The organism is Micromonospora sp. NPDC048935 (assembly GCF_043197875.1).
In the GTDB taxonomy this organism is placed as follows: domain Bacteria; phylum Actinomycetota; class Actinomycetes; order Mycobacteriales; family Micromonosporaceae; genus Micromonospora.
Window position 1 is genome coordinate 129,151 of record NZ_JBICTZ010000007.1, and the last position, 26,343, is coordinate 155,493.

27 protein-coding genes and 1 pseudogene are annotated in these 26,343 nt (G+C 72.1%); 10 read left to right on the forward strand and 18 right to left on the reverse strand.

Translation table 11 applies throughout. The features are described from left to right. Window positions 1–101: 101 nt before the first annotated feature. Window positions 102–887, forward strand: a complete 786-nt coding sequence (locus ACGFIW_RS20270; RefSeq protein ID WP_393317760.1) for an endonuclease/exonuclease/phosphatase family protein — start codon at window positions 102–104, stop codon at window positions 885–887. Between the two features lie 102 nt (window positions 888–989). Here ACGFIW_RS20270 and ACGFIW_RS20275 read toward each other — a convergent pair whose 3' ends face one another. Further along, complete coding sequence (locus ACGFIW_RS20275; RefSeq protein WP_393317762.1) at window positions 990–1,874, reverse strand: MHYT domain-containing protein; 885 nt, start codon at window positions 1,872–1,874, stop codon at window positions 990–992. Between the two features lie 165 nt (window positions 1,875–2,039). Further along, window positions 2,040–4,838, reverse strand: coding sequence for a DEAD/DEAH box helicase (locus ACGFIW_RS20280; protein ID WP_393317765.1), 2,799 nt, complete (start codon window positions 4,836–4,838; stop codon window positions 2,040–2,042). Window positions 4,839–4,924: 86 nt separating this feature from the next. On the opposite strand from ACGFIW_RS20280, the gene ACGFIW_RS20285 reads away from it, so the two are divergent. Continuing rightward, window positions 4,925–5,692: an HAD family hydrolase gene (locus ACGFIW_RS20285; RefSeq protein ID WP_393317768.1), complete on the forward strand. Its 768-nt coding sequence runs from the start codon at window positions 4,925–4,927 to the stop codon at window positions 5,690–5,692. 147 nt (window positions 5,693–5,839) lie between these two features. Here ACGFIW_RS20285 and ACGFIW_RS20290 read toward each other — a convergent pair whose 3' ends face one another. Further along, entirely contained in the window at window positions 5,840–6,208 is a 369-nt protein-coding gene (locus tag ACGFIW_RS20290; protein ID WP_393318552.1) for a hypothetical protein, read from the reverse strand. A gap of 217 nt (window positions 6,209–6,425) precedes the next feature. Here ACGFIW_RS20290 and ACGFIW_RS20295 point away from each other — a divergent pair. Beyond that, a pseudogene (locus ACGFIW_RS20295) lies at window positions 6,426–6,725 on the forward strand (EamA family transporter); the annotation flags it as partial. A gap of 72 nt (window positions 6,726–6,797) precedes the next feature. Here the strand turns inward: ACGFIW_RS20295 and ACGFIW_RS20300 are convergent. From ACGFIW_RS20300 to ACGFIW_RS20325, 6 genes are all read right to left on the reverse strand, one after another. Then, window positions 6,798–7,682 (reverse strand): diacylglycerol kinase family protein, encoded by an 885-nt coding sequence (locus tag ACGFIW_RS20300; protein WP_393318503.1) that lies wholly within the window; start codon window positions 7,680–7,682, stop codon window positions 6,798–6,800. 388 nt (window positions 7,683–8,070) lie between these two features. Next, complete coding sequence (gene tatC / locus ACGFIW_RS20305; protein WP_393317770.1) at window positions 8,071–9,024, reverse strand: twin-arginine translocase subunit TatC; 954 nt, start codon at window positions 9,022–9,024, stop codon at window positions 8,071–8,073. Window positions 9,025–9,042: 18 nt separating this feature from the next. Beyond that, a complete protein-coding gene (gene tatA, locus ACGFIW_RS20310; protein ID WP_393317773.1) occupies window positions 9,043–9,354 on the reverse strand; it encodes a Sec-independent protein translocase subunit TatA in 312 nt (103 codons plus the stop codon). Window positions 9,355–9,522: 168 nt separating this feature from the next. After that, window positions 9,523–9,768, reverse strand: a complete 246-nt coding sequence (locus ACGFIW_RS20315) for a hypothetical protein (RefSeq protein WP_393317776.1) — start codon at window positions 9,766–9,768, stop codon at window positions 9,523–9,525. 10 nt (window positions 9,769–9,778) lie between these two features. Next, the gene (locus ACGFIW_RS20320) at window positions 9,779–10,834 is read right to left on the reverse strand and encodes a helix-turn-helix transcriptional regulator (RefSeq protein ID WP_393317779.1); all 1,056 of its coding nucleotides are present in this window, start codon (window positions 10,832–10,834) and stop codon (window positions 9,779–9,781) included. Then, window positions 10,831–11,829: a helix-turn-helix transcriptional regulator gene (locus ACGFIW_RS20325; protein WP_393317781.1), complete on the reverse strand. Its 999-nt coding sequence runs from the start codon at window positions 11,827–11,829 to the stop codon at window positions 10,831–10,833. Before ACGFIW_RS20325 ends, ACGFIW_RS20320 begins: the two co-directional genes overlap by 4 nt. A 118-nt stretch (window positions 11,830–11,947) precedes the next feature. Here ACGFIW_RS20325 and ACGFIW_RS20330 point away from each other — a divergent pair, with 118 nt between their 5' ends. Next, the gene (locus tag ACGFIW_RS20330) at window positions 11,948–12,952 is read left to right on the forward strand and encodes a cation diffusion facilitator family transporter (protein WP_393317784.1); all 1,005 of its coding nucleotides are present in this window, start codon (window positions 11,948–11,950) and stop codon (window positions 12,950–12,952) included. 61 nt (window positions 12,953–13,013) lie between these two features. Next, window positions 13,014–14,099: a DUF3866 family protein gene (locus ACGFIW_RS20335; RefSeq protein WP_393317787.1), complete on the forward strand. Its 1,086-nt coding sequence runs from the start codon at window positions 13,014–13,016 to the stop codon at window positions 14,097–14,099. An 88-nt stretch (window positions 14,100–14,187) separates the two neighbouring features. Here the strand turns inward: ACGFIW_RS20335 and ACGFIW_RS20340 are convergent, their stop codons facing one another. The 4 genes from ACGFIW_RS20340 to rfbA all read right to left on the reverse strand — a co-directional run bounded on the left by ACGFIW_RS20340 (window position 14,188) and on the right by rfbA (window position 17,399). Next, on the reverse strand, window positions 14,188–14,382 hold the full coding sequence (locus tag ACGFIW_RS20340; RefSeq protein WP_393317790.1) for a hypothetical protein: 195 nt from the start codon (window positions 14,380–14,382) through the stop codon (window positions 14,188–14,190). 79 nt (window positions 14,383–14,461) lie between these two features. After that, complete coding sequence (pafA, locus tag ACGFIW_RS20345) at window positions 14,462–15,820, reverse strand: Pup--protein ligase (protein ID WP_234581936.1); 1,359 nt, start codon at window positions 15,818–15,820, stop codon at window positions 14,462–14,464. Window positions 15,821–15,888: 68 nt separating this feature from the next. Beyond that, window positions 15,889–16,512: a dTDP-4-dehydrorhamnose 3,5-epimerase gene (rfbC, locus tag ACGFIW_RS20350; protein WP_393317793.1), complete on the reverse strand. Its 624-nt coding sequence runs from the start codon at window positions 16,510–16,512 to the stop codon at window positions 15,889–15,891. Then, complete coding sequence (gene rfbA / locus ACGFIW_RS20355) at window positions 16,509–17,399, reverse strand: glucose-1-phosphate thymidylyltransferase RfbA (protein WP_393317796.1); 891 nt, start codon at window positions 17,397–17,399, stop codon at window positions 16,509–16,511. The genes rfbC and rfbA overlap by 4 nt, the downstream gene beginning before the upstream one ends. An 87-nt stretch (window positions 17,400–17,486) precedes the next feature. On the opposite strand from rfbA, the gene rfbB reads away from it, so the two are divergent. From rfbB to ACGFIW_RS20380, 5 genes are read left to right on the forward strand one after another with little or no spacing between them, the layout of a single operon-like run. Beyond that, complete coding sequence (rfbB, locus tag ACGFIW_RS20360; RefSeq protein ID WP_393317799.1) at window positions 17,487–18,488, forward strand: dTDP-glucose 4,6-dehydratase; 1,002 nt, start codon at window positions 17,487–17,489, stop codon at window positions 18,486–18,488. Beyond that, window positions 18,485–19,372 carry a dTDP-4-dehydrorhamnose reductase gene (gene rfbD / locus ACGFIW_RS20365; RefSeq protein WP_393317802.1) on the forward strand — a complete coding sequence of 296 codons (888 nt, stop codon included), beginning with the start codon at window positions 18,485–18,487 and terminating at the stop codon, window positions 19,370–19,372. The genes rfbB and rfbD overlap by 4 nt, the downstream gene beginning before the upstream one ends. After that, window positions 19,369–19,740, forward strand: a complete 372-nt coding sequence (locus ACGFIW_RS20370) for a DUF2304 domain-containing protein (protein WP_393317805.1) — start codon at window positions 19,369–19,371, stop codon at window positions 19,738–19,740. Before rfbD ends, ACGFIW_RS20370 begins: the two co-directional genes overlap by 4 nt. After that, entirely contained in the window at window positions 19,733–20,434 is a 702-nt protein-coding gene (locus tag ACGFIW_RS20375) for a glycosyltransferase family 2 protein (RefSeq protein ID WP_393317807.1), read from the forward strand. Before ACGFIW_RS20370 ends, ACGFIW_RS20375 begins: the two co-directional genes overlap by 8 nt. Next, window positions 20,431–21,741, forward strand: coding sequence for a lipopolysaccharide biosynthesis protein (locus ACGFIW_RS20380; protein ID WP_393317810.1), 1,311 nt, complete (start codon window positions 20,431–20,433; stop codon window positions 21,739–21,741). The genes ACGFIW_RS20375 and ACGFIW_RS20380 overlap by 4 nt, the downstream gene beginning before the upstream one ends. 206 nt (window positions 21,742–21,947) lie before the next feature. Here ACGFIW_RS20380 and prcA read toward each other — a convergent pair whose 3' ends face one another. From prcA to dop, 5 genes are all read right to left on the reverse strand, one after another. After that, entirely contained in the window at window positions 21,948–22,775 is an 828-nt protein-coding gene (prcA, locus tag ACGFIW_RS20385) for a proteasome subunit alpha (RefSeq protein WP_393317812.1), read from the reverse strand. Window positions 22,776–22,836: 61 nt separating this feature from the next. Continuing rightward, window positions 22,837–23,676 carry a proteasome subunit beta gene (gene prcB, locus ACGFIW_RS20390; RefSeq protein ID WP_393317815.1) on the reverse strand — a complete coding sequence of 280 codons (840 nt, stop codon included), beginning with the start codon at window positions 23,674–23,676 and terminating at the stop codon, window positions 22,837–22,839. Continuing rightward, window positions 23,595–23,975: an endonuclease VII domain-containing protein gene (locus ACGFIW_RS20395; RefSeq protein WP_393317818.1), complete on the reverse strand. Its 381-nt coding sequence runs from the start codon at window positions 23,973–23,975 to the stop codon at window positions 23,595–23,597. Before ACGFIW_RS20395 ends, prcB begins: the two co-directional genes overlap by 82 nt. A gap of 147 nt (window positions 23,976–24,122) precedes the next feature. Beyond that, a complete protein-coding gene (locus ACGFIW_RS20400) occupies window positions 24,123–24,338 on the reverse strand; it encodes a ubiquitin-like protein Pup (protein ID WP_393317821.1) in 216 nt (71 codons plus the stop codon). Window positions 24,339–24,442: 104 nt separating this feature from the next. Beyond that, complete coding sequence (dop, locus tag ACGFIW_RS20405) at window positions 24,443–25,960, reverse strand: depupylase/deamidase Dop (protein WP_393317824.1); 1,518 nt, start codon at window positions 25,958–25,960, stop codon at window positions 24,443–24,445. Window positions 25,961–26,343 lie beyond the last annotated feature (383 nt).

Consider the following 26,343-nt stretch of genomic DNA (forward strand, 5'->3'; position numbering starts at 1 on the left):
CGCACCGCGGGTGCCCCCTCGGCCGCCCCGGCGGGGGCCGGTCGTCAGTAGGATCACGGGCACCTCGGCGAAGACTGTCGCCCTCTGCACCCGGAGCCCGCGTGGCCGACCGCCGTTCGCACCGCCCCCTGCGTCGCGCCCTGGCCGTCGGCTGCCTGATCGCCGCCGCCGCACTACCCGCCGGGCCGCCGGTGACCAGCTCGGCCGACAGCACCGGGCCCACGATCCTGCGAGTGTTGCAGATGAACCTCTGCAACAGCGGTCGCGCCGGCTGTTTCACCGGCCGATCGGTGCACCGGGCCGCCGAGGTGATCAGCGCCGAGGCACCCGACCTGGTCACCCTGAACGAGATCTGCCGGGACGACGTCGCCACCCTGGAGCGGGTGTTCGCGACGGCCCACACCGGCCGGAGGGTCGTGTCCGCGTTCCAGGCCGCCGGGGACCGCCCCAGCGGAGGTGACACCCGGTGCCGCAACGGCCAACCGTACGGCCTGGGACTGCTGACACGGATGCGGACCACCGACACCCCGCCCGCCGTGTACCGCGGAATCCACCCGACGCAGGACCTCGCGGACCCCGAGGAACGCGCCTGGCTCTGCGTCGACGTCGACGGGGTCCTGCTCGCCTGCACCACGCATCTCGCGAACACCGGTGACGGTGTCGCATCACCCAGTGCCGCCACCTGCTCGACACGATCCTGCCGAGCGTCCGCCGGCGTACCGGGAACGCGCCGGTCCTGCTCGGCGGCGACCTCAACCTCCACGACGGCGGCGACCCGGACGTGCGCTCCTGCACGCCGCCGGGTCACCAACGGATCGACGACGGCGCGCGGCAACACCTCGTGGCGACGACCGACATCGGGCTCTGTTGTCGCAGGTCCGTGGTGATGCGTGGGACGACCGACCACCCGGGGCTGCTGGCCACCCTCCGCGTCGACGGCAGTCGGCCCGGCCGCCGGCCGACCTGACCCCGCGCCGCCCGTTCGCCGCTCAGCGCGGTGGGGTGTCCCGGCGGGACGGGAACGGGGTGCCCGGCTGACCGAGGGTGGAGCGGGCACGCAACCCGACCGGGTCCGGGGCGACGTCGGGCGTCGCGGGGGCCGGCTCCGGGACCCGTCGCCCATCGAGGTACGCGGCGGCGGCCCGGTCGTCGTCGGTCGGAGCGGCGAGCAGGGCGTAGAGCAGACCGACCACGCCGAAGATCACCGCCACCATGATCGGCACCAGCAGCGTGCTCACCTGGGCACCGGTCACCCCGCCCACGCGTTCGTGCCGGTGCACCGACAGGGCGCTCATGCCGGTGAAGTGCATCCCGTTCACGGCGACGCCCATGACCAGCGCGGAGGCGAAGATCGCCAACCCTCGGCGGACGGTCATCGCCAGCCACAGCGCGACGGTGGACGCCACGACAGCGATGACCACCGAGAGCACGACCCGCGTGCTGTCGTAGCCGAGGCTGCCGTTGAGACGCATCGCCGCCATCCCGGTGTAGTGCATGGAGGCCACCCCGGCACCGGTGAAGACGCCACCGGCGACAAGTCGTACCGGATTCAGCCGGCCGGTGCCCACGATGGCCAGGCCGATGCCGACCGCCACCACGGCGATGGCCGTGCTCGCCGCGGTGAGCGGCACGTCGTAACGGATCCGGGTGCCCTCGACGGCGAAGCCCAACATGGCCATGAAGTGCATCGCCCAGATGGCGGTGCCGCCCAGCGCCCAGGCCGCCAGCAGACCCCACCAGGCCCGCTGGCGGGCGGTGTGCGCGGTGCGGATACGCCCGGCGCACACCAGCCCGAGGACCGAACCGAGCACGGACAACGCGTAACTCAACGCGGGCGTGATCCACCCGTACTCAAAGTGATTGATGTCCGCCACAGCGGTCTTCTCCCCGATCGTTACCGGCGCGTCAACAACGACGCTCGGCAATGATCAGGGGTGGTGTGATCAGGCGCAACAGCACCCCCCAGGCTATTCGGGGGGTGCTGTTGCGGTGACTGTCCGAAGCGTCGATTCGTCGGCGATCGTGACTGAATGTGACGATCAGGCGGAGGTGTGGTAGGCCAGCACACCCCGGTTGACGGCCGCGATGGCCTGGCGGGCGGTGGACCGCAGCTCCGGCGAGGCACCGCCGGAGTCGGCGAGCTGACCCAGCAGGTCGACCACCTGCCGCGCCCACCGGACGAAGTCACCGGCGGGCATCTCACCGTCGATCTCGTGACCGCTGCCGAGCACCTTGGCCAGCGCCTCGCCCCGCGCCCACCGGTAGACGGGCCAGGCGAAACCCAGATCCGGTTCCCGGGTCGCGGTCAGCCCGCGTGCCGCCTCGTCGGCCTCGATCTCCCCCCACAGCTTCAGCGTCTCCTCCACCGCGTCGGCCACCGGCCCACGCGGCAACGACGCCCGCTCGTCGACGTCGCGGCGCGCCTCGAAGACCACCACGGACACCGCGGCGGCCAACTCGGACGGCGACAGCCCGTTCCACACCCCCCGGCGCAGACACTCGGCGACCAGCAGGTCCGCCTCGGTCCAGATCCGACCGAGCATCCGACCGGCGTCGGTGACCGCGCCGTCGCGGCCCAGGTAACCGCGGTCGGTCAGCAACGCCACGATCCGGTCGAAGGTCCGCGCGAGGGACCCGGTGCGCCCGGAGACCCGCTCGCGCAGCTCCTCGGTGTCGCGCTCCAGCCGCCGACGCCGCTCCGCCCAGCGGGCGTGGTCGTCACGCTCCGGGCAGGCGTGGCAGGGGTGGTTGCGCAGCTCCGTGCGGAGCTGGGTGAGCCGGTGGTCCTCGCCTGTCGCCTGCCGGGAACGGCCACCCCGTCGGCCGCCGTGCCGGTCCAGACCGGTGCCGCTGACCTCGGCGGCGAGATCCCGGCGGGCGGCCGGGGAACGGTGGTTGAAGTGCTTGGGCACCCGGATCCGGGCCAACACCTCGGCGGGTGTGGTGAAGTCGCCGAGGCTGACCCGGCCGGCCCAACGATCCTGGGTCAACACCATCGGCCGAGGCTCACCGAACCCGCCGGTCGCCGGGTCCAGGACGACGGCCAGCCCGGCCCGCCGGCCCGACGGCACCCGGATCACGTCGCCGACCCGCAGCCGCTCCAGCGACGCCACCGCGGCGGCCTTGCGCTGGGTCTGCCCCTGCCGGGCGATCGCCTTCTCCCGGTCGGCGATCGCCACCCGCAGCGCGAAGTACTCGTCGAAGTCGCCGTGGTGGCAGGCGGCCTCCGCACCGTACGCGTCGATGGTCTCGGTGTTGCGCTGCACCTGCCGGGCCAGGCCGACCACCGACCGGTCGGCCTGGAACTGGGCGAACGACGACTCCAGCAGAGCCCGCGCCGGCTCCGCGCCGACCGTGCCGACCAGGTTCACCGCCATGTTGTACGACGGTCGGAAGCTGGAGCGCAGCGGGTAGGTGCGGGTGGACGCCAGCCCGGCCACGTGCCGTGGGTCGGTCTCCGGGGACCACACCACGACGGCGTGCCCCTCCACGTCGATGCCCCGGCGGCCGGCCCGACCGGTGAGCTGGGTGTACTCCCCCGGGGTCAGGTCGACGTGCGCCTCGCCGTTGTACTTGACCAGCCGTTCCAGCACCACGCAGCGGGCCGGCATGTTGATGCCCAGCGCCAGGGTCTCGGTGGCGAAGACCGCCTTGACCAGGCCACGGACGAACAACTCCTCGACGATCTCCTTGAACACCGGCAGCATGCCGGCGTGGTGGGCGGCCAGGCCACGCTCCAGGCCGTCGAGCCACTCCCAGTAACCGAGCACCGACAGGTCCTCGCCCGGAATGGCGGTCACCCGCGACTCGACCACCCGGCGGATCTCGGCCCGCTCGTCGGCCGAGGTGAGCCGCAGACCGGCGGCGAGACACTGCTGCACCGCGGCGGCGCAGCCGGCCCGGCTGAAGATGAACAGGATCGCCGGGAGCAGACCCTCCCGGTCCAGGCGGTCGACGATGTCCGGGCGCATCGGGCCACGCCAGCGCGGGCCACGCCGGCCGGCGCCCGGGCCCGCGCTGCGTCCCTCACCCAACTCCAGCCGCCGCGCCGTCTCCCGGGTGTAGCGCAGCAACTCCGGGTGCACGTCGTGCTTGCGGGCCGCGTCGGCGTCGTGGAACAGGTCGAACATCCGCTTGCCGACGAGCATGTGCTGCCACAGCGGCACCGGCCGGTGCTCGCTGACCACCACGGCGGTCTCACCGCGCACGGTGACCAGCCAGTCGGCGAACTCCTCGGCGTTCGACACGGTCGCCGACAACGAGACCAGGGTGACCGAGGCCGGCAGGTGGATGATCACCTCTTCCCACACCCCGCCGCGGAACCGGTCGGCCAGGTAGTGCACCTCGTCCATCACCACGTACGCGAGGCCCTGGAGGGTGCTGGAGCCCGCGTAGAGCATGTTGCGCAGCACCTCGGTGGTCATCACCACCACCGGCGCGTCACCGTTTATCGCGTTGTCACCGGTCAGCAGGCCGACCTGGTCGACGCCGTACCGGGCAACCAGGTCGTGGTACTTCTGGTTGGACAACGCCTTGATCGGCGTGGTGTAGAAACACTTGCGCCGGGCCGGCGGCGCGGCGTCGTCGGCCGCCGCCGGGTCGTCGGGCCGCCCGCGCAGCGCCAGGTGTACGGCGAACTCGCCGACCACGGTCTTACCGGCGCCGGTGGGGGCGCAGACCAGCACGCCGCTGCCCCGCTCCAACGACTGACACGCCTCGCGCTGGAAGTCGTCGAGGTCGAACCCCAGGTCAAGGGCGAACTCGTCCAGCGCCGGAAACTCTGCGGCCTGTGCGGCCCGGCGGCGCGCCGCTGCGTACCGCTCGGCGGGGCTCGACATGGCACCAAGATTAGTGCGTGCCGGCACGGGACACCCGACAAGGCCGTCCGCTTGGGCTATCGGGGGCGATCGGTAGGGTGCACGGCGTGCCGGACCATGCCGAACCGCCCCAGACCCGTCCGCCGGGCAGCGCCGAGGCCGCCGCCCCCCGGGCGTCCCGACGGCCCGTCAAGGCGGTCCTCTTCGACTTCCACGGCACGCTGGCCCAGGTGGAGGAGCCCCGGCAGTGGGTCACCGAGGCCGCCGCCGCGTGCGGGGTCACCCTGGACCGGGTTCGCGCCACCTCGCTGGCCGACCGGCTGCTCACCGCCGGCCGCGCGGGCGGTCCCCTGCCGGCCCGGGTGCCGCCCCGGCTGGCCGAGCTGTGGGCCGACCGGGATCTCTACCAACACGCCCACCGAGGCGCTTACGTCGGGCTGGCCGAGACCGTCGACGCGGGCATCGAGGGCTTCGCCGACGCGCTCTACGAGCGGCTGCTGACCGCCGAGGGCTGGCTGCCGTACCCGGACACCGCGCCCACGCTGACCGCGCTGCGGGACGCCGGGGTGCCGGTGGCGGTGGTCAGCAACATCGGCTTCGACCTCCGACCGCACTTCGACACCTGGGGGCTGACCGACCTGGTCTCCGCGTTCGCCCTGTCGTACGAGGTGGGACGCTGCAAACCCGACCCGGCGATCTTCTGGCGGGCCTGCGGGATGCTCGGCGTCGACCCGGAGCAGACGCTGATGGTCGGTGACACCCCGTCCGACGCGGGCGCGGTGGCCGCCGGCTGCTCGGTGCTGGTGCTCCCGGCCGCCGAGCCGGGCCGGGTGAACGGGCTGGGCGCGGTCCTGGACCTGGCCCTACCCGCCTGACCGGTGGTTACCCCGTCATCCACGCGGTTTCCCTGAAACGTGATCCACTCGGTTTTCCTGAAATCGGTGTGTCCGACGCGACGGGATGCCGCGACATCAGTGAAGCCGTGTCGATCATGGCGGCCGTTCACCGATCCTGGCCGCCGTTCACCGGTGGCCGCCGTCGACGGGCGACATCGGCAGGTCGACGCCGCCGTAGGGCGACCGGAGCGGACCGCCTACCGTCGTGCGCGTGACCGAGACGCCGCTGCCCATGCCAACGCCGGCCGCCACCGCACCGGCCCGGCACGGCGGCGTCGTCGCCGTGGGGCTGGTGCTCGGCGGGGCACTGTCGGTGCAGTTCGGCTCCGCGATGGCCGCGCTGCTGTTCCCGCGGACCGGGGTGGCCGGCGCGGTGACCCTGCGGCTGACCATCGCGGCGGTGCTGCTGCTCATCGTGTGCCGGCCCCGACTGCGCGGCCACGACCGGTCGGCCTGGCTCGCGGCGGGCGCGTTCGGGCTGGCGTTGGCCGGCATGAACTCGCTGTTCTACCAGGCGATCGAACGCATCCCGCTCGGCCCCACGGTGACGCTGGAGGTGCTCGGGCCGTTGGCGCTGTCGGTGGTCAGCGCCCGACGACTGGCCAGCTGGGGCTGGGCCGGGCTGGCCCTGGCCGGGGTGGCTCTGCTCGGGCAGGGCGGCTTCGACCGGCTGAACCCGGTCGGGGTGGCGTTCGCGTTCGGTGCGGGCGCCATGTGGGCCGCGTACATCGTGTTGAGCGCCCGGGTCGGCGGACGGTTCCCCGGTGCGGACGGGCTGGCCCTGGCGCTGACCGTCGCCGCGCTCGTCACCCTGCCGCTGGGCATCGTCGACGGCGGCGCGGTGCTGCTCGACCCGCCGGTGCTGGCGCTCGGCACCGGCCTCGCGGTGCTCGCCTCCGGGCTGCCGTACACCCTGGAACTGCTCGCGCTGCGGCGGATGCCGACCGCCACGTTCGCGGTGCTGATGAGTCTCGGCCCGGCCATCGCCACGCTCGCCGGGTGGCTGGTGCTGCGGCAGGCCCTGACCCTGCTGGAGTGCGCCGCCGTCGTGCTGGTCATCACGGCCAGCGTCGGGGCGGTGCGGTCATCGCAGCAGCCGCAGGGCGCCCGGGACGGCGCTGATCGTCACGGGCAGCTCCAGGGAACGTTCCCCGTCGGCGTAGGTGACGATGCCGTCGGCGGCCAACTCGACGGTGCGGGCCCGATAGCTGGTCACCAGGGGGTGGCTGACGTGGGTGCCCCGGTAGATGCGCGGCTTCACCCGGATCAGGGTCCGGCGGTTGACGCGACCCGCCACCACCACGTCGAGCAGCCCGTCGGTCGGGTCGGCGGCGGGGCAGATCCGCATCCCCCCGCCGTACGTCGGGCAGTTGCCCACCGCCACCAACACCGCGTCGAGGTCGTGCGGAACCCCGTCGAGGCGCAGGGTGTAGCGGCGGGGCCGCAGCCGGGCCAGCTCGACCAGGATCGCCAGGTCGTAGCGTCGGGGGCCACGCGGCCAGCGCATCCGGTTGGCCCGCTCGTTGACGATCGCGTCGAACCCCGCCGCGAGGACCGCCCCGAACCAGCGCTCGGCGCCGTCGACCCCGGTCATCCGGGCCAGATCGACGACGTGAGTCCGGTCGGCTCGCAGCGCTGACGCGATCACGTCCACCGCCGCCACCGGGTCGGCGGGGAAGCCGGTGTCCAGGGCGAAGTCGTTGCCGGTCCCCGCCGGCACCGGACCGAACGGCACCGCGGTGCCGGCGACCGCCTGCATCGCCCGGTGCACGGTGCCGTCCCCGCCGATCGCGATCAGCGCGCCGACGCCCTCGGCGACCGCGGCCCGGCAGGCCGCCTCCGCCTCGCCCGGACTGGACGCCGCCAGCAGCCGGACCGGTCGGCCGGCGCCGGCCAGCCCGTCCAGCAGCCGGGGCAGCAGGGCGCGGTGCCGTCCCCGACCGGCGGTCGGGTTGGCGAGCACGGCCACGGGCCCCCCAGCGACCGGAACGTGGTCGGCCGGGCCACCGGTAACCGGGGCGCGGTCCGCCGGGCCACCAACGACCGGAACGCGGTCCGCCGGGTCACCAGTAACCGGAGCGCGGTCCGCCGGACCACCGGCGATCGGGGCGCGGTCCGCCGGGCCACCAGTAACCGGAGCGCGGTCCGCCGGACCACCGGCGATCGGGGCGCGGTCCGCCGGGTCACCGGCGGGTGGGCCGGGCAGGTGATCGTCTGCGGTCACGGGCAGCACCGTACCGGTCGAGCACCCGACGTTCACCGGGGGCAGGTGCCGTCACCGCCGGTCCCGCCGTGACGCGACGACGCCGCCCCCGGGAAACGGGGACGGCGTCGGTGGACCGGGTGGCGCGGGGCCGTCAGGTCATGTCGTCGTAGCGGCGTTCGATCGGCGCCGGTTTGGCGATCGGCTCGGGTACGCCGATCGGCGCGGTCGAGTCGACCCGCTGCCCGGCCACGACCGGGTCCGCGTCGAACTCCAACGGCGACACCTCGTCGTCGTCGATGCCGGCGTAGATCTCCTTGCCGCGCCCACGCCGCCGGTCGTTGATGAACGCCACCCCGACCGCGGCGAAGTAGAGCGCGGAGAGGCAGATCGCCAGCGCGGTCATCCCGAACGGGTCCGGCGTGGGGGTGACCACGGCGGAGAACGCGAAGAACACGAAGATCGCCACCCGCCACCAGCTCAGCAACCGCTTGGCGCTGGCGATACCCACGAAGTTGAGCATCAGCACCAGCAGTGGGAACTCGAACGCCACCCCGAACAGCAGGATCAGATTGGTGATGAACGAGATGTACCGGGTGATGTCCAGCGTGGTGGTGATGTCCCCGCCACCGGAGACGTTGAGCAGGAACTCCAGGCCCTTCGAGGTGACGAAGTACGCCAGCACCGCGCCGGCCGCGAACAGCGGCGCGGCCAGAGCGGTGAAGACGTAGGCGTAGCGCCGCTCGTGCCGGTGCAGACCGGGGGCGATGAACGCCCAGAGCTGATAGAGCCAGATTGGCGCGGCCGCGATCAACCCGACCCAGAGTGCGACCTTCAGTTGCAACAGGAACAGGTCAGCCGGACCAAGCTGAACGAAGTTGCACGTGCCGTTGGCCAACCGGGACTTGGGCAGATCACAGTAGGGCTGTTGGAGCAGGTGCAGCACCGGCCCGGCCAGCCAGATGCCGAGGCCGAAGCCGACCACGATGCCCAGCGACGCGCGGAACAGACGGTTGCGCAACTCGCGGACATGCTCGATGAGCGTCATCGACCCGTCGGCGGCCCGCTCGAACGCCTTGGGGCCGCGTTTACGCAGTGCGAAGGCCACGGTGGTGGGGCCCTTCGGTCAGTTGTCGCGGACGCGGTGCACCGGGTCGACGACCGGCTGCTGCGGCGGCGTCTGCTGGTACGGCGCCTGCTGCGGCTGCCCGTACGGCGCCTGCTGCCCGGCCTGCGGGGGCAGCGGCTGGTAGCCGGCCTGCGCGTCGGCCTTCTCGGCGAGGTCGCGGTCGTCTTCCTGCAGACTCTTCGTCTCGGCCTTGATGATCCGCAGCGACCGACCCAGCGAACGGGCCGCGTCGGGAAGCCGCTTCGCACCGAACAGCAGGATCAGCACAACCACGAGAACAGCGATGTGCCACGGCTTGAGGGCACCCATGAGAAGCTCCAGTCGCTCTGTGTCCGAGGGGTGGTACGCAGCCCATCGTACGTGCGGATCGGCTGCTCGCCACCCGCCGGGTGGGGGTGGTTCGACCCGAAGGGTGAAGTCTTGACCAACGCGCGATGATCGTCAACCGTCGCCGGGATCCGGCTCGGTCGGGCCGGATCAGCCGCGCTTGGCCCTGATCACCGCGAGCCGCTGGGACGTGGTGTCGAGCTGACGTTGGACATCCTCGGCGCGTCGCTGCACCACCTCGGCGGTCTCCCGCAGCGCCTCGGCCTCGACGGCACGCCGCTGCAACGCCACCGCGGCGCGGCGCAGCCGAGGCAGCCGGGTCACCACCGGGCGCACGGCCAGCGCGAGCACCACGAGCGGAAGCAGCACCACCGCGAGCACGATCCAGATCAGCACGGCGGTCAGCCTACTGGGTGTGGCCGGCCACCGCCGGGTCACCCGACGGCGTGCTCGTCGCGTCGAGGACGGGCAGCCGGGGCGCGGCCATGGGGGCGGGCACCGCGTACGCGTCAAGTGCGCTGGCCGCCGCCGCCCGCACCTGCTCGGCCAGCTCGACCGGGGCGACCACGACGGCGTCCGGGCCCAGGCCCAGCACGAACCGGCGGGCCCACCCCAGGTCGGTCACGCGCAGGGAGACGAGCCACTGGTCGCCGTCGCCGGCCTCCACCCGCTCACACGGATAATATTCGGTGATCCACCGCTCGCTGCGGCCGATGCGCAGCGTGATCAGCGGCAGGTCGGCCGAGGGGCGGAAGACCCCCTCGGTGAGGTCGTGCGGGACCGCCTGCGGCGGCACCGTGACCGGCTCCGCCAGCTCGGTGATCGCGTCGATCCGGTCGGCCCGGAACAGGCGGACCGCCTCCGCGCGCCGACACCACGCCTCCACGTACGCCCGACCGCCGACCATCAGCATCCGCAGCGGGTCGATGACGCGCTCGGTGGTCTCGTCCCGGGCCGCCGTGTAGTAGGTGATCCGCAACGCCCGTCCGCCCTCCACGGCGGCACGCAGCGCCTCGACCCGCGGGGTGTCCCCGGGCAACCGCACCGCCACCGGGGCGCCCACCAGGTCGCCCGCGTCCTCGATCTTGGCCAGGGCGCGTTCGACGGCCTCGCGGTTGGCCACCCCGGGCGTCTCGGCGAGCATCCGCAGTGCCACCACCAGCGCGAGGGCCTCGTCCGGGGTGAGTCGCAGTGGCCGGTCGATGCCGGCGTCGTAGGTGATGGTCACCCGGTCACCGTCGAACGCCATGTCGATCAGGTCGCCGGGGCCGTAGCCGGGCAGCCCGCAGACCCACAGCAACTCCAGGTCCTCCCGGAGTTGGCGGTCGGTGACACCCAGGTCACCGGCCGCCTCGGCGATCTCGATGCCGGGTCGGGCCAGCAGGTAGGGCACCAGGTTGAGCAGTCGGGCCAGCCGGTCGGCGGACGCGCGGGAACCGCCCCGGGCGGCCGGGCGGGTCACCGGGCACCCCCGGTGACGGCCAACTCGTCGTGGCGGACGGCGATCTCCTTGAGTCGTTGGATGACCGCCTCGCGGACCTCCGGTGGGTCGAGCACCCGCACGTCCGGCCCGTAGCCGACGAGGTGACCCGCCAACCCGTCCGGATCGGCGTACGGCAGGACCAGGCGGTCGCCGTCCGGCCCGGTGGTCACCTCCACGGCCCAGCGGCGCAGCCCGGCGGCCCGGCCCGGTGCGGCCAGCACGGTGGCCCGGCCGGTGCGCTCCACCGGACCCGACCAGCGGGCGACGTGGCTGATCAGGTCGACGTTGGCCGGCGGCTGGTACGCGCCGGACGCACCGGTCAGCCGGACCGCGCCGACCACCCGGGACAGCCGGAAGCAGCGGGCCGCCGCTCGGTCCAGGTCGTGGCCGACCACATACCACCGGCCGCGCCAGCAGACCACGCCCCACGGTTGCAGCCGCCGACGACTGGGCGCGTCCCGGTCGGGCACCCGGTAGTCGAACCCGACCTCGCGGCGGTCCCGGGCCGCGGCGGTCAGCGGCGCGAACGCCGGATCGACGGTGACCATCGGCTCCAGCCCCAGGGTGGCCTGCGGGTCCACGTCGACCCCGGCGGCGCGCAGCTTGGCCAGCCCGGACGACGCGGCGGCGGCCAGCCCGGCGTGCTGCCACAGCCGGGCCGCGATGCCCACCGCGGCGGCCTCGTCGGGCTCGAGCAGGATGTCGGGCAGCGCGTACTCGCGGTGGGCGATGCGGTAGCCGGGCTCGGCGTCGAAGGCGCTCGCCGTGCCCGTCTCCAGCGGCACACCCAACTCGCGCAGCTCGGCCTTGTCCCGCTCGAACTTGCGTTGGAACGCTTCGTGGTCGCGCGCGTCGTCGGGGTCGTGCTCGTAACCGGGCACGGTCGCGGCGATCTGCGCGGCGGTCAGGAACCGTCGCGTGGACAGGAGGCAGATCACCAGGTTGACCAGGCGTTCGGTGCGGGTCCGCGACACCCGGTAGACGCTAGCAGCCGACGCGCCCACACCGCGCACCCATGCGGGCGTGCCGCACACTTGTTCGGATCCGACCTCCCCCGGCGCGTCGCCGTCCGGCGGTCATAGGGTGATCCTCATGTCGCAGACGGAGGCCAGGCAGGAGAGCGAGAGCGTCGGCACCGTCGTCGTCGCCGGCGCCGCCAACCTCGCCATCGCGATCGCCAAGCTGATCGCCGGTCTGATCTCCGGCTCCGCCGCGATGCTCTCCGAGGCGGCCCACTCGGTCGCCGACACCACCACCGAGGTGCTGCTCTTCCAGGCGCTGCGCCGGGGCGCCCGGCCGGCCGACCAGCGACACCCCTTCGGGTACGGCAAGGAGAGCTACGTCTGGGCGTTCTTCGCGGCGATGTTCACCTTCGTCGCCGGTGCCGGTTTCGCCGTCACCCACGGCGTCACCACGATCCTCGTGCACGAGCACAGCGGCGACTACCTGGTCTCGTACCTCGTGCTCGGGGTGTCGTTCGTCATCGAGTCGATCTCCCTGACCCGGGCGGTGCGCCAGGTGCGCCGCGAGTCGCGACGCTGGCAGACCACTCCCCGGCGCTTCCTGCGGCTGACCGCCGACACCACGATCAAGGCGGTCTTCCTGGAGGACAGCGCGGCCCTGATCGGTCTGCTGCTGGCCGGGGCCGGCGTCGGCCTGTCCCACGCCACCGGCGACGAGGTGTGGGACGGCGTGGCGTCGATCCTGATCGGGCTGCTGCTGCTCACGGTCGCCGGGATCCTCGCCGGCAACAACCTGTCGCTGCTGGTCGGCCGCGCCGTTCCCGAGCGGCTGCGCCACGAGATCGAGCAGGAGCTGGCCGGGCTGCCCGAGGTGGAACGCATCGACACCCTGCTGACCATGCAGCTCGGCCCGCAGGACATCCTGGTCGCCGCGAAGATCGACTTCCGCGACGAGGCCACCGGCGCGCAGATCGAGGCCACCGCCGACGAGGCCGAGCGGCGGCTCACCGGCCGGTACCCGGAGATCCGCTTCGTCTTCCTCGACCCCACCCGCTCCCTGCCGGGGGCCACCGGCACCGCCCGGCACACCCAGGCCGGGCCGAGCCCGGACGCCGGCGGCCCCGACCCGACCTGATCCGAGACCCCCACCGCACCCGGGCGCGGGCCGTCCGGGCCGCGCGGCTAGCGTGCCCGTCATGGTGCGATGGCGTACGGGGACGGTGGCGACGCTGCGACGGCAGTGGACCGGGGCGGTGGAGCTCGACGTCGACCTGCCCGACGGCACGCGCATGCGGGCGCTTGCCTACCCGGAGCTGGTCGGCACGCCCGAGCCCGGCGACCGGGTGCTGCTCAACGCCGGTGCGCTGCTGATGGGGTTGGGCACCGGCGGGTACGCCCTCGTGGTGGCCCTGCCGGACCGGCTCCCCCCGGACCCGCCGGACGTCGCCGACACCCGCGACGCCGGGCACCTGGTCAAGGCCCGCTACACGCCGTTGCAGCCGATCCTGCTCGGCGTCGACGAGGAGGCGTCCCCGCACCGCGCGGTGCTGGCCGACGCGGACGACCTGGGCGGCCTGCCGGTGGTCACCGCCGACCTGCACTCGGCGCTGCCGGCGATCCTGGCCGGCATCCGGGCCGACGCCCCGCGGGCGCGGGTGGCGTACCTGCTCACCGACGGCGGGGCCCTGCCCGCCTGGTTCTCCCGCACCCTGGCGGGCCTACGCGCCGACCTGGCCGGCACCGTCACCGTCGGGCAGGCATTCGGCGGCGACCTGGAGGCGACCACCCTGCACGGCGGCCTGCTCGCCGCCCGGCACGTACTCGCCGCCGACATCGCCATCGTGGCCCAGGGGCCCGGCAACCTGGGCACCGGCACCCGGTGGGGATTCTCCGGCGTCGCCGTCGGTGAGGCGGTCAACGCGATCGCCACGCTCGGCGGACGACCGGTCGGCTCGCTGCGGATCTCCGCCGCCGACCCCCGCCCCCGGCACCGGGGAGTGTCGCACCACAGCCTCACCGCGTACGGCCGGGTGGCGCTCGCCCCGGCGGAGCTGGTGGTGCCCGATGACCTCGACCCGGCCCTCGCGGCCGAGGTGGACGCGGCGCTGGCCCCCCTGACGGCCCGGCACCGGATCGTCCGGGTGCCCACCGCCGGTCTCGACGCCGCGCTGCGCGCCAGCTCCGTGCCGCTGTCCACGATGGGCCGTGGTCTCGACGCCGACCACGCGTACTTCCTGGCAGCAGCCGCCGCGGGCCGCCACGCAGCAACCCTGCTCCCCTGACCCACCCCGAGTTGATCAAGAGGTTTGCGTCAGAAACCGGGCTCGGCTCGACGCAAACCTCTTGATCAAACGTGAGGGTGCGTCCGGGTCAGGCCAGGAAGATCAGGGCCAGCCAGCCACCGACGATGAGCACCAGCGCCAGGGCCAGCACCCACGTCGGCACCGTGTAGTCGCCGCGCCGGTTACGGTCGATCTCGGCGCGGATCTTCTCTCGCCGGCGTTCGACCCAGTTCTGCCGCTCGGTGCCGCCCTCGGAGCGGTCGGAAGGTCCAGAAGTCGTCATGGCGCGCTCAGCTTAACCGCTCGGTGCGCCGGGCTGACCGGCCCCGTCGGCGCAGCGCACCGCCGGGGCCGGCAACCGGTCACATGCTGGCGATCAGCCGCTCCACCCGCTCGTCGTACGCCCGGAACGGGTCCTTGCAGAGCACGGTGCGCTGCGCCTGGTCGTTGAGCTTCAGGTGCACCCAGTCGACGGTGAAGTCCCGCCGCTTCTCCTGGGCGTGCCGGATGAACTCGCCGCGCAACCGGGCCCGGGTGGTCTGCGGTGGGGTCTCCTTGGCCTCGAAGATCTCCGGGTCGGTGGCCACCCGGTCGACCTCGCCGCGCCGCTCCAGCAGACCGTAGAGGCCGCGACCGCGACGCACGTCGTGGTAGGCCAGGTCCATCTGCGCGACCCGGGGGTGCGACAGCGGCAGGTCGTGCTTGCGCTGGTAACGCTCGATCAGCCGCAGCTTGCTGACCCAGTCGATCTCCCGGGAGACCGGCTCCAGGTCACCGCTCTCCACCGCGTTCAACACCCGCCCCCACAGCTCGACGACCCGCTTGGCGGCCTGGTCGCCGCCACGGCGCTCGACGAACTCGGTGGCCTTGGCCAGGTATTCCTGCTGGATGTCCAGGGCACTGACCTCCTTGCCGGAGGCCAACCGCACCTTGCGCCGGCCGGTGATGTCGTGCGACACCTCCCGGATCGCCCGGATCGGGTTCTCCAGGGACAGGTCCCGCATGACCACCCCGGCCTCGATCATCCGCAGCACGATGTCGGCGGTGCCGACCTTGAGCAGCGTGGTGACCTCGTTCATGTTGGAGTCACCGACGATGACATGCAGCCGCCGATAGCGCTCGGCGTCGGCGTGCGGCTCGTCGCGGGTGTTAATGATCGGGCGGCTGCGGGTGGTCGCCGAGGAGACGCCCTCCCAGATGTGCTCGGCCCGCTGCGACAGGCAGTAGACCGCACCGCGCGGGGTTTGCAGGACCTTGCCGGCCCCACAGATCAACTGCCTGGTGACCAGGAACGGGATGAGGACGTCGGCCAGCCGGCCGAACTCCCCGTGCCGGGAGACCAGGTAGTTCTCGTGGCAGCCGTACGAGTTGCCGGCCGAGTCGGTGTTGTTCTTGAACAGGTAGATCTCACCCGCGATGCCCTCGTCGTGCAGCCGCTTCTCCGCGTCGACGAGCAGGCCCTCCAGGATCCGCTCGCCGGCCCGGTCGTGGGCGACGAGATCGGTCACCGAGTCGCACTCCGGTGTCGCGTACTCCGGATGCGACCCGACGTCCAGGTAGAGCCGGGCTCCATTACGCAGGAAGACGTTGCTCGACCGACCCCAGGACACCACGCGCCGGAACAGATACCGCGCGACCTCGTCCGGGGACAGCCGCCGCTGCCCGCGATAGGTGCAGGTGACGCCGTACTCGGTCTCGAGGCCGAAGATTCGCCGCTCCATGATGAGACATTAGCCGCCCGGAGGCCCCGTTCGTCACTGTCACACCACAGGTCGTGCCCCGGGGGCTGTCACATACCGGTTGAGTGCGACATTCCGTCCGGCCCGAGGCTCGCCACGAACCGCCGGCAGGCGTCGTACTCCGGCAGCAGGCCGGTCTCCCGAGCCTGGGCGAGCGTCGGCGCCGCGTCGTCGCGCGCGGACAGCAGCGGAACGTCGGCGGGCCACTCGATGCCCAGCTCCTCGTCCAGCGGGTGCACCGCGTGCTCACCTGTCGGGTTGTAACTGGCCGAGCAGAGATAGCTCAACGTCGCGTCGTCGGTCAGCGCGCAGAAACCGTGCCCCAGCCCCTCGCTGAGGTAGACCGCCCGACGGTCGGTGTCGTCCAGCCGCACGCCCTCCCAACGACCGAAGGTCGGCGAACCCACCCGCAGGTCCACGATCACGTCCAGGACCGCGCCGCGCACACAGGTGACGTACTTGGCCTGCCCCGGCGGAACGTCGGCGAAGTGGATGCCGCGCACCACACCACGGGCGGAGACCGACAGGTTGGCCTGGGCCAGCCGCAGCGGATGCCCCACCACGTCGGCGAGCTTGTCGAAGCGGTACCACTCCATGAACATGCCGCGCGGGTCGCCGTGCTGCTGGGGGCTGATCTCCCAGGCGCCCTCGATGCTCAACTCCCGGATCTTCACCAGGTCCCCCCGTGGCTGCCGTTCGGCTCGGCGAGCAGACCGAGCAAATAGTCGCCGTAACCGCTCTTGGTCAACGGCGTGGCCAGCGCGCGCAGCTGGTCGTCGTCGATGAGGCCGGCCCGCCAGGCCACCTCCTCGACACAGCCGATCTTCAGACCCTGCCGCTCCTCGACCACCCGGACGAACTCGGCCGCCTGCATCATCGAGGTGAACGTGCCGGTGTCCAACCAGGCGGTGCCCCGATCCAGCACCGTCACCGACAGCTCCCCGGTCTCCCGGTACACCTCGTTGACCGCCGTGATCTCCAGCTCGCCGCGGGCGCTCGGGGTGAGCTTGCGGGCGATGTCCACCACCCGGTTGTCGTAGAAGTACAGGCCCGGCACCGCGTAGCGGGACTTCGGCCGGGCCGGCTTCTCCTCGATCGAGAGCACCCGACCGGCGTCGTCGAAGTCGACCACACCGTACTCCTGCGGGTTGGCGACCTGGTAGGCGAAGACCCGCCCGCCGACCGGGTCACCGTGGGCGGCGAGCTGCCGGCCCAGGCCACCACCGTGGAAGATGTTGTCACCCAGGATCAGCGCCACCGACTCGGCGCCGATGAAGTCCGCACCGAGGATGAATGCCTGCGCGATGCCCTCCGGCCGCTCCTGGCTGACGTACTCCAGCCGCAACCCGAACTGGCTGCCGTCACCGAGCAGCCGGCGGAACTGGTCCTGGTCGTCCGGGGTCGTGATCACCAGGATCTCCCGTACCCCGGACATCACCAGGGTGGAGAGCGGGTAGTAGACCATCGGCTTGTCGAAGACCGGCATCAGCTGCTTCGAAACCGCACGGGTGATCGGCCAGAGCCGGGAACCGGTGCCGCCGGCAAGTAGGATTCCACGCACCGGGGCAGCCTAGCGGCACAAAAGCGCGCTGCGCCGGGGGGTCGCGCCCCGCGCAGCGCACCCAACTTCGCGTACACTTCCCGACCCGTGAGGATCCTCGTCACCGGCGGAGCCGGATTCATCGGGTCGGAGTACGTTCGCCTGCTGCTGGGCAAGCCCCTCGGCAGCGCCGACGGCGTACCCCCGATCGAGCCGGCGGTCGTGACCGTGCTCGACAAACTGACCTACTCGGGCAACCTGGCCAACCTCGACCCGGTCCGCGACGACCCCCGACTGCGCTTCGTCCAGGGCGACATCTGCGACCCGGCCATCGTCGACGAGGTCGTCGCCGAGCACGACGTGATCGTGCACTTCGCCGCCGAATCACACGTCGACCGCTCCATCGCCGGCGCCGCCCCCTTCGTCACCACCAACGTCCTGGGCACCCAGACCCTGCTCGACGCCGCCCTGCGCCACCGCACCAACCGCTTCGTGCACGTCTCCACCGACGAGGTCTACGGCTCCATCGACGAAGGCTCCTGGACCGAAACCTGGCCCCTCGCACCGAACTCCCCCTACTCGGCCTCCAAGGCCGGCTCCGACCTGCTCGCCCTGTCCTACCACCGCACCCACGGCATGGACGTCGTCGTCACCCGCTGCTCCAACAACTACGGCCCCTACCAGTACCCCGAGAAGGTCATCCCCCTGTTCGTCACCAACCTCCTCGACGGCCAGACCGTCCCCCTCTACGGCGACGGCGGCAACATCCGCGACTGGCTACACGTACACGACCACTGCCGCGGCATCGCCCTGGTCCAACAGAAAGGCCGCGCCGGCGAGGTCTACAACATCGGCGGCGGCACCGAACTGACGAACAAGGACCTCACCGGCCGACTCCTCGACGCCTGCGACGCCGACTGGGACCGCGTCGTACCCGTCACCGACCGCAAGGGCCACGACCGCCGCTACTCCCTCGACATCACCAAGATCCACCAAGAACTCGGCTACACCCCCAGCATCACCCTCGACGCCGGCCTCGCCGACACCGTCACCTGGTACCGCGACAACCGCACCTGGTGGGAACCCCTCAAGACCACACCCACCGCATGACCCGACTACTCGTCACCGGCGCCGGCGGGATGCTCGGACGGGACCTGGTCACCGTGCTGCACGCCCGGTCCGACCTCAAGGTGACCGCCGCGGGTCGCGCCGACCTGGACGTCACCGACCCCTCCGCCGTGCGGGCGGCGGTCGCCGGGCACGACATCGTGATCAACACGGCGGCGTGGACCAATGTCGACGGCGCCGAGGCCGACGAGGCGGCGGCCACCGCCGTGAACGGCCACGGCGTGGCGAACCTCGCGACGGCGTGCGCCACCAGCGGCGCGCGGCTCATCCAGATCTCCACCGACTACGTCCTCGCCGGCGACGCACGGGTCCCCTACCCGGAGGACGCCCCCACCGCGCCGGTCAACGCCTACGGCCGGGGCAAGCTGGTCGGTGAGCAGGCCGTCGCCCGGCTGCTGCCCGACACCGGTTACGTGGTCCGCACCGCCTGGCTGTACGGCGCGCACGGGCCGAACTTCGTGGCCACCATGCTCCGCCTCGCCGACCAGCGGGAGTACATCGACGTGGTCGACGACCAGCACGGCCAGCCCACCTGGTCCTACCGGCTCGCCGAACGGCTCGTCGCGCTCGCCGACGCCGCCCTGGACGGTCGGGCCGCGGCCGGCATCTACCACAGCACCTGCGCCGGCCAGACCACCTGGTACGGGCTGGCCCGCGCGGCGTTCACGCTGGCCGGACTGGACCCGGACCGGATCCGACCCACCACCAGTGACCGGTATCCTCGTCCTGCTCCCCGTCCGGCGTACAGTGTGCTAGCGCACAGCCGCTGGGCGGCCGCAGGTCTGCCGTCGCTCCCCGACTGGCATGCCACACTCGTCGACGCGTTCGACTCCCCCGCTCCGCCCGCTCCGTGGAAGGTCGCATGAAGCTCACCCTCGTCACCGGCTTGACCGGCCTGATATTGCTGGCCACGATCGTCGAGCTGCTGCGCCGCCGGCAGCTCCGCGAGAAGTACGGCATGCTCTGGCTCGGCGTCCTGGTGATCGTCATCCCCCTGTCGCTCTTCCCCCGCCTGCTGGACAACGTCGCCGAGCTGCTCGGCGTCGCCTCCGGCGTGAGCCTCGTGCTCTTCCTCGGCATCATCTTCCTGCTGCTGGTGTGCGTGCACCTCAGTTGGGAGGTCAGCGCCCTGGAAGAGGAGACCCGCACGCTGGCAGAAGACTTCGCTCTGCTCCGCACCGAGATCGACGCGGACCGGGCGGCCCGAGACGGACTGGTGCGCACCGATGGTTAACGGCAAGCGGGTTCTGATCATCATCCCGGCGCTCAACGAGTCCGGCTCGATCGCCGACGTGGTCGGCGAGGTCCGCGGTGAGCTGCCCGGCGTCGACGTGATCGTCATCGACGACGGCTCCACCGACCGCACCGCGGCGGTCGCCGCCGCCGCCGGCGCCCTCGTCGCGAAGCTGCCCTACAACCTCGGCGTCGGCGGCGCCATGCGGGTCGGCTACCGGTACGCGCGCGACCACGACTACGACGTCGCCATCCAGATCGACGCGGACGGCCAGCACGATCCCCGGTACGTGCCGAAGCTCGTCGACCTGCTCGACGAGACCGACCTGGTGATCGGCGCCCGGTTCGCCGGCGAGGGTGACTACAACGTCCGCGGCCCCCGCCGCTGGGCCATGGTCATGCTCTCCGGCGTGCTGTCCCGCGTCGCCCGCACCAAGCTCACCGACACCACCTCCGGGTTCCGCGCGGCCAACCGTCGGGTGATCGACATGTTCGCCACCTGGTACCCGGTGGAATACCTGGGCGACACGGTGGAGACCCTGGTGCACACCGCCCGACGCGGCTACACCATCCGCCAGGTGCCGGTGGCCATGCGCAAGCGGATGGCGGGCACCCCCAGCCACTCCCCCGCCAAAGCCATGATCTACCTCGGCCGCGCGTTCGCCGTCCTCACGTTGGCGCTCATTCGCCGGTGATCCGCCGGCTCCTGAGTCTGGTCCCACCGGGCACCGTCGCTGTTGGCGCCGGGCTGGCCCTGCTGGGGCTCGCCTCCTACGTCCACCTGGCGGTCGCCGGGCACAGCCTCAGCGGAGCGGACTACAACTCCCTCTCCGTACTCTGGTCGATCGTCTTCACCCTCGGCATCGGCCTGTTCATGCCGGTCGAGCAGGAGATCGCCCGACTCGTCGCCGCCCGGCACAGCCAGGGCCTTCCCCCCGGGCCGGTACTGGCCCGGGGGGCGGCTCTGGCCGCCGGCCTGCTCGCCGCCGTCGTCGCCCTGATCATCGCCACCCGGGAGCCACTCGCCGACCGGCTCTTCGCCGGCGACAGCGCCATGGTCACCGTCCTGATCGGCTCGCTGGCCGGCCTCGCCGTCGCGCACACCACCCGTGGCGTCCTCTCCGGCCTGCAACTGTTCCCCTGGTACGGCACCCAACTCGGCATCGACGGCGGCCTGCGCATCGCACTCGTCGCCGTGCTCGGCCTCAACGGCGTCACCAACCCCGTCTGGTACGGCGCGGTGCTGGTCATCGCGCCCGTCGCCGGTGCCATCCTCACCGCGCCACCGGTCCTGCGGGCCATCGGCGGCGGCGCCCCCGTGGCCTGGACGGCCCTCCTGCGTGGCCTCGGCCTCCTCACCGCCTCCAGCCTGCTCGCCCAGGTCGTGGTCAACATCGGCGTGATCAACGTCAAGGTGCTCGACCCGTCCGACGTGGCGACCGCCGGCGCACTGCTCTCCGCGCTGGTGCTGGTCCGGATCCCGCTGTTCGTCTTCGCCTCGCTACAGGCATCGCTGCTGCCCGGCCTCGCCACCTCGGCCAGCACCGGCGACCTCAACGGCTTCCACAACCTGCTGCGCCGCGCCCTGGGCATCGTCAGCGCCCTGGGCCTCACCGGCGCCGTCCTCGCCGTGCTCCTCGGCCCCTGGCTGGTGCAGACCCTCTTCGACGCGCCCGGCGTCCTCGGCCACGCCGACTTCGCCTGGCTCGCCGTCGCCACCCTCGCCTACCTCTGGGCCATGGTCCTCGGCCAGGCGCTGCTCGCCCTCAACCGGCATCGGGCGCAGGCCCTCGCCTGGGCCATCGGCGTGGCCGCACTCGTCGTCGCGACGCTCGCCCCGGTCTCCACCGCGCTGCGCGTCGAGCTCGGCTACGCCATCGGCTCCGTCGTGGTCGCCGCCGTCATGGCCGTGCTGCTGCGCACCCGCGCCACCCGCCCGGCAGCACCCACCCACGTCCCTACCTTCGAGACTGCCGCGCCGGGAGTGACCGGCGGGGCCTGACGGGCCGCACCCGCGCGCGCCGTTGTCACTACCGTCCTGCGGCGCACGGGATGGGCCCCGACCCGCGCCGGGCCGACCGGCTGGACCCGCGCCGGAGGACGCACAGCCGTCCTGCGGCGCACGGGGCTGGCCCGCCCGCCGCAGGACGCCGGACGTGCTGCGGCGGGCGGCCCCGAAGCCGGGGCCGCCCGCCGCATCCGTCGGTGTTACTTGCCGTCCGCCGGCTTGTCCTCCAGGTCGGCGGAGCCCGCCGACGTCGTCGGCTTGTGCGACTCCGTGGTGGGCTGCGCCGGAGTGTCCGGCCCACCCGCCTCCGCCGGCTGCTCGGCGGACACGTCGCCGTCCAACAGCGCGGTCAGCGCCGCGCCGGTGATCCGGCGGAACGTACGCCCCACCCGGTGGCGGTCCAACACCGCCACCTCCAACTGGTTGGCGGCGATCGTCCGGGCGGCACCGCCCTCGCCGCCAACCGTGCTCAACGCCTGCACCGCCACCCGGGCCGCCTCGCCGAGAGACATGTCCGCGCGGTGCTGCGACTTCAGCACGCCGGTGATCGCCTCGGCCTGGCCACCCATGGCCATCCGCCCCGGCTCGTCGTTGACCGAGCCGTCGTACGTCAGCCGGTACAACTCGTCGTCCTCCGCGGTCGCCCCGACCTCCGCCACGCAGATCTCCACCTCGAACGGCTTCGACTGCTCGGTGAAGATCGCACCCAGCGTCTGCGCGAACGCGTTGGCCAGGGCCCGACCGGTGACGTCACGCCGGTCGTAGCTGAGCCCGTTCAGGTCGGCCATCCGCACACCGGCCCGGCGCAGATTCTCGAACTCGTTGTACCGACCGACCGCGGCGAACCCGATCCGGTCGTAGATCTCGCTGACCTTGTGCAGGGCGCTGGAGAGGTTCTCCGCGACGAAGAGCACCCCGCCGGAATAGCTGAGGACCACCGCGCTGCGACCCCGAGCGATGCCCTTGCGGGCCAACTCGGAGCGGTCGCGCATGATCTGTTCGGGCGAGGCGTAGAACTGCATGGCCACGGCGGCGGTTCTCCTTACGGCGCGGTGCTGACGACTGCTGACTGGTGGGGGTGGACGGGGCTCATCCGCCCGGGTTCTCCATCCGACCGGCGACCACGCCCTCGGCGATCGCCGCCGTCTCGGCGTCGGTCAACCGGCGGGTGCCCTCGGCGGTAGCGGTCATCACCACCGGATAGATCCGACGGGTCAGGTCCGGTCCGCCGGTCGCGGTGTCGTCGTCGGCCGCGTCGTAGAGCGCCTCGACCGCGAGGCGGGTGGCGTCGTCGACCGACAGACCGCTGCGGAAACGCTTCTTCAGCGCCGACTTCGCGAAGAGCGAGCCGGAGCCGATGGCGTCGTAGCCGGTCTCCTCGTACGGACCGCCGGTCACGTCGAAACTGAAGATCCGACCGGCCCTCGCCGGGTCGGCGGCGGCCAGGTCGAAGCCGGCGAGCAGCGGCACCACGGCCAGGCCCTGCATGGCCGCACCCAGGTTGCCACGGATCATCGACGCCAACCGGTTGGCCTTGCCGTCGAGCGAGAGCATCGCGCCCTCGATCTTCTCGTAGTGCTCCAGCTCCACCTGGAACAGTCGCATCAGCTCGATCCCGATGCCCGCCGTGCCCGCGATCCCCACCAGGGAGTACGCATCGGCCGGGTGCACCTTCTCGATGTCGCGCTGGGCGATCAGGTTGCCCATGGTGGCCCGCCGGTCGCCTGCCATCACCACGCCACCGGCGGCCGAGATGGCCACGATGGTGGTCGCGTGCGGCGCCAGGTCCGCTGCCATGCCCGGCGGCAACGGCCGCCTTCCGGGCAGCATCTCGGGAGCCACCCGACTCAGGAACGTCGTGAAGGAGGACGTCCCCGCGTTGGTGAACACATCTGGTAGACGCCCGGATGGATCAAAGCCCGCTGCCACGTGGTTCCTCTCAGATACGTGATCGCCCTGGCCAGTCTCATGGGACTGTCACGGAACCGGCCAAGACCACCGTTGCAGTTGAAGCAGAGTATCCCGCGCACCCACCCGGTGCGATGATCGTGGTCCAGATGTTGCGGGTCCGCGCCGCCACAGATCGCGCAGACCCCGCCCTGCTCGGCCAGGAGCTCCTGAAACTTCTTCTCCCCGACGCCGTACCGCCGCCGCAGGTGGTACTCGCGTGCGCCGCCGTGCAGCCGGATCCTGCTCTCCTTGCCCTTCTTGAGCGGACGTTGAAGCACGGCTTGCAGTAGCTGCCGCGACCGTCTGGCCGTTTGCTGTTAGCGCAGAATTGATCAAGGGACAGCCACTCGCCGCAGTCGCGGCAGCGGCGGTGGCCATCCCGGTCATCCAAAGGACGAGGCATGTCCGTTTTGCCCGGCCATGCCCTACTCGCCCCCTTTCTGTACGTAGCCCCTCACGAACTCCTCTGCGTTTTCTTCGAGGACGGAGTCGATCTCGTCGAGGAGGTCGTCGACGTCCTCGGTGATCTCGGCGTGCCGCTCGGCCACCTCGGGGTTGGGCTCGGTGGTGACGTCCTCGATTTCCTCGCCCTGACGGGACTTGCCGGACTGCGACTGGCCGCCGCTGTCATGAGTGGCCATTGCTGCCTCCTCCACGATCGTCTGCGATGAACTTACCTCGCGCGGGCGACGAAAAGCCCGCCGCGCGCCGGCTTACGGCACGCGACGGGCATAAGGACGTGCGTTCAGCCGCCGGTCAACGTCTCCAGCAGATCCTTGGCGCTGGCGCAACGGTCGAACAGCGCCCCGACGTGCGCACGCGTGCCGCGCTCCGGCTCCATCATCGGCACCCGGACCAGCGACTCCCGGCCCACGTCGAAGATCACCGAATCCCAGCTCGCGGCGACGACCTCGGACGCGTACTGGGCCAGGCAGCGGCCCCGGAAGTAGGCCCGGGTGTCCTCCGGCGGCTCGGTCATCGCGGTGCGCGTCTCGTCGTCGGTGAGCAGCGTCTTCATCGCCTTCCGGGTGACCAGGCGGTGGTAGAGGCCCTTCTCCGGCCGGACGTCGGAATACTGTAGGTCGACGAGCTGGAGCTTGTGCGAGCCCCAGCCGAGCTTCTCCCGCTCGCGGTAACCCTCGAGCAGCCGCAGCTTGGCCACCCAGTCCAACTCGTCGACGCAGAGCATCGGGTCGCGGCCGAGCCGGTCCAGGACGCTCTCCCAGCGGTCGAGCACGTCGACGGTCTGCTCGTCGGCGTCGGTGCCGTAGCGGTCGTCGACAAAGGACCGGGCCCGTTCCAGGTACGCCCACTGCAGGTCCAGTGCGGTGAGCCGGCGACCGTCGCGCAGTCGCATGAGGTGCGACAGGCCGGGGTCGTGGCTGACCGCGCGCAACTCGCTGACCGGGTCGGCGATGCCGAGGTCGGCACCGAGCGCCTTCTCCTCGATCATGTTGAGGATCAGCGCGGTGGTGCCGACCTTGAGGTAGGTGGAGATTTCGGAGAGGTTGGCGTCGCCGATGATGACGTGCAGCCGACGGTATTTGTCGGCATCGGCGTGCGGCTCGTCGCGGGTGTTGATGATCGGCCGCTTGAGCGTGGTCTCCAGTCCCACCTCGACCTCGAAGAAGTCGGCACGCTGCGAGATCTGGAAGCCGCTCTGGCCGCCGTCCTGGCCGATGCCGACCCGGCCGGCGCCGCAGACGATCTGGCGGGTGACGAAGAACGGCGTCAGGTACGCCACGATGTCGGCGAACGGGGTCTGCCGGCGCATCAGGTAGTTTTCGTGGGCCCCGTAGCTGGCACCCTTGTTGTCGGTGTTGTTCTTGTAGAGGTGGATCGGCTGGCTGCCCGGGATGGTCGCGGCGCGGCGGGACGCCTCGGCCATCACCCGCTCCCCGGCCTTGTCCCAGCGCACGATGTCGCGCGGGGTGGTGACCTCCGGAGTGGAGTATTCGGGGTGGGCGTGGTCGACGTAGAGGCGTGCACCGTTGGTGAGTATCACGTTGGCCAGGCCGAGATCCTCGTCGGCCAGCGCCTCGGCGGGGTCGTAGGCGGCCCCGGAGTAGGTGAAACCACGGGCGTCGCGCAGCGGCGACTCTTCCTCGTAGTCCCAGCGGGCTCGACCGCCCCGGTTGAGCTCGGGGCGTGCCCCGTAGGCGTTGACCACCTGTGATGAGGTGACCATCGGGTTGGCTCCGGCCTGCCCGGGCACGGAGATGCCGTACTCGACTTCGGTGCCCATGATCCGACGTACCGTCATGCGACCACTCGCTTCGCTCGCCCCTGGAGCCGGCGTACCCGCCGCTCACACCATCGAGACTAGTCTGCGCGATGGCCGACCGCGCGGCCCTGCCGGTCGGCGCGGCGCGGCTGCCGTGCCGCGGCGACTCCCGGTGGCCCCACGCTCAGCCGGCGCACGGTGCCCGTAGGGTCCGTCGATGGCCTGCTGAAGGCCCGGGCCGGCCACGACGAGCCGCGGTCAGCCGAGGGGGCGCCAGGATGCGCGGGGCCCGGACGGGCCGGTGGAACGAACGCGGCGGGGGGGGGGGGGCGGGGGGGGGGGCGGCCCCCCCCCGGGGGGGCCGCCGCCGGGGGGGGGTGTGGGGGGGGTTTTTTGCCACCCCCCCGCACGCCCCCGACACC

What these genes read in the sequence shown, in the direction of transcription:
- ACGFIW_RS20280 (WP_393317765.1), bottom strand. Translation starts at nt 4,838, where the DNA reads ATGTCGAGCCCCGCCGAGCGGTACGCAGCGGCGCGCCGCCGGGCCGCA.
- tatA (WP_393317773.1), bottom strand. Translation starts at nt 9,354, where the DNA reads ATGGGTGCCCTCAAGCCGTGGCACATCGCTGTTCTCGTGGTTGTGCTG.
- ACGFIW_RS20400 (WP_393317821.1), bottom strand. Translation starts at nt 24,338, where the DNA reads ATGGCCACTCATGACAGCGGCGGCCAGTCGCAGTCCGGCAAGTCCCGT.
- ACGFIW_RS20340 (WP_393317790.1), bottom strand. Translation starts at nt 14,382, where the DNA reads ATGACGACTTCTGGACCTTCCGACCGCTCCGAGGGCGGCACCGAGCGG.
- rfbD (WP_393317802.1), top strand. Translation starts at nt 18,485, where the DNA reads ATGACCCGACTACTCGTCACCGGCGCCGGCGGGATGCTCGGACGGGAC.
- dop (WP_393317824.1), bottom strand. Translation starts at nt 25,960, where the DNA reads ATGACGGTACGTCGGATCATGGGCACCGAAGTCGAGTACGGCATCTCC.
- ACGFIW_RS20290 (WP_393318552.1), bottom strand. Translation starts at nt 6,208, where the DNA reads ATGCCGGCCAACGCCAGCCCGAACGCGCCCGCCGCGAGCCAGGCCGAC.
- ACGFIW_RS20375 (WP_393317807.1), top strand. Translation starts at nt 19,733, where the DNA reads ATGGTTAACGGCAAGCGGGTTCTGATCATCATCCCGGCGCTCAACGAG.
- ACGFIW_RS20335 (WP_393317787.1), top strand. Translation starts at nt 13,014, where the DNA reads ATGGTGCGATGGCGTACGGGGACGGTGGCGACGCTGCGACGGCAGTGG.
- ACGFIW_RS20330 (WP_393317784.1), top strand. Translation starts at nt 11,948, where the DNA reads ATGTCGCAGACGGAGGCCAGGCAGGAGAGCGAGAGCGTCGGCACCGTC.
- ACGFIW_RS20370 (WP_393317805.1), top strand. Translation starts at nt 19,369, where the DNA reads ATGAAGCTCACCCTCGTCACCGGCTTGACCGGCCTGATATTGCTGGCC.
- pafA (WP_234581936.1), bottom strand. Translation starts at nt 15,820, where the DNA reads ATGGAGCGGCGAATCTTCGGCCTCGAGACCGAGTACGGCGTCACCTGC.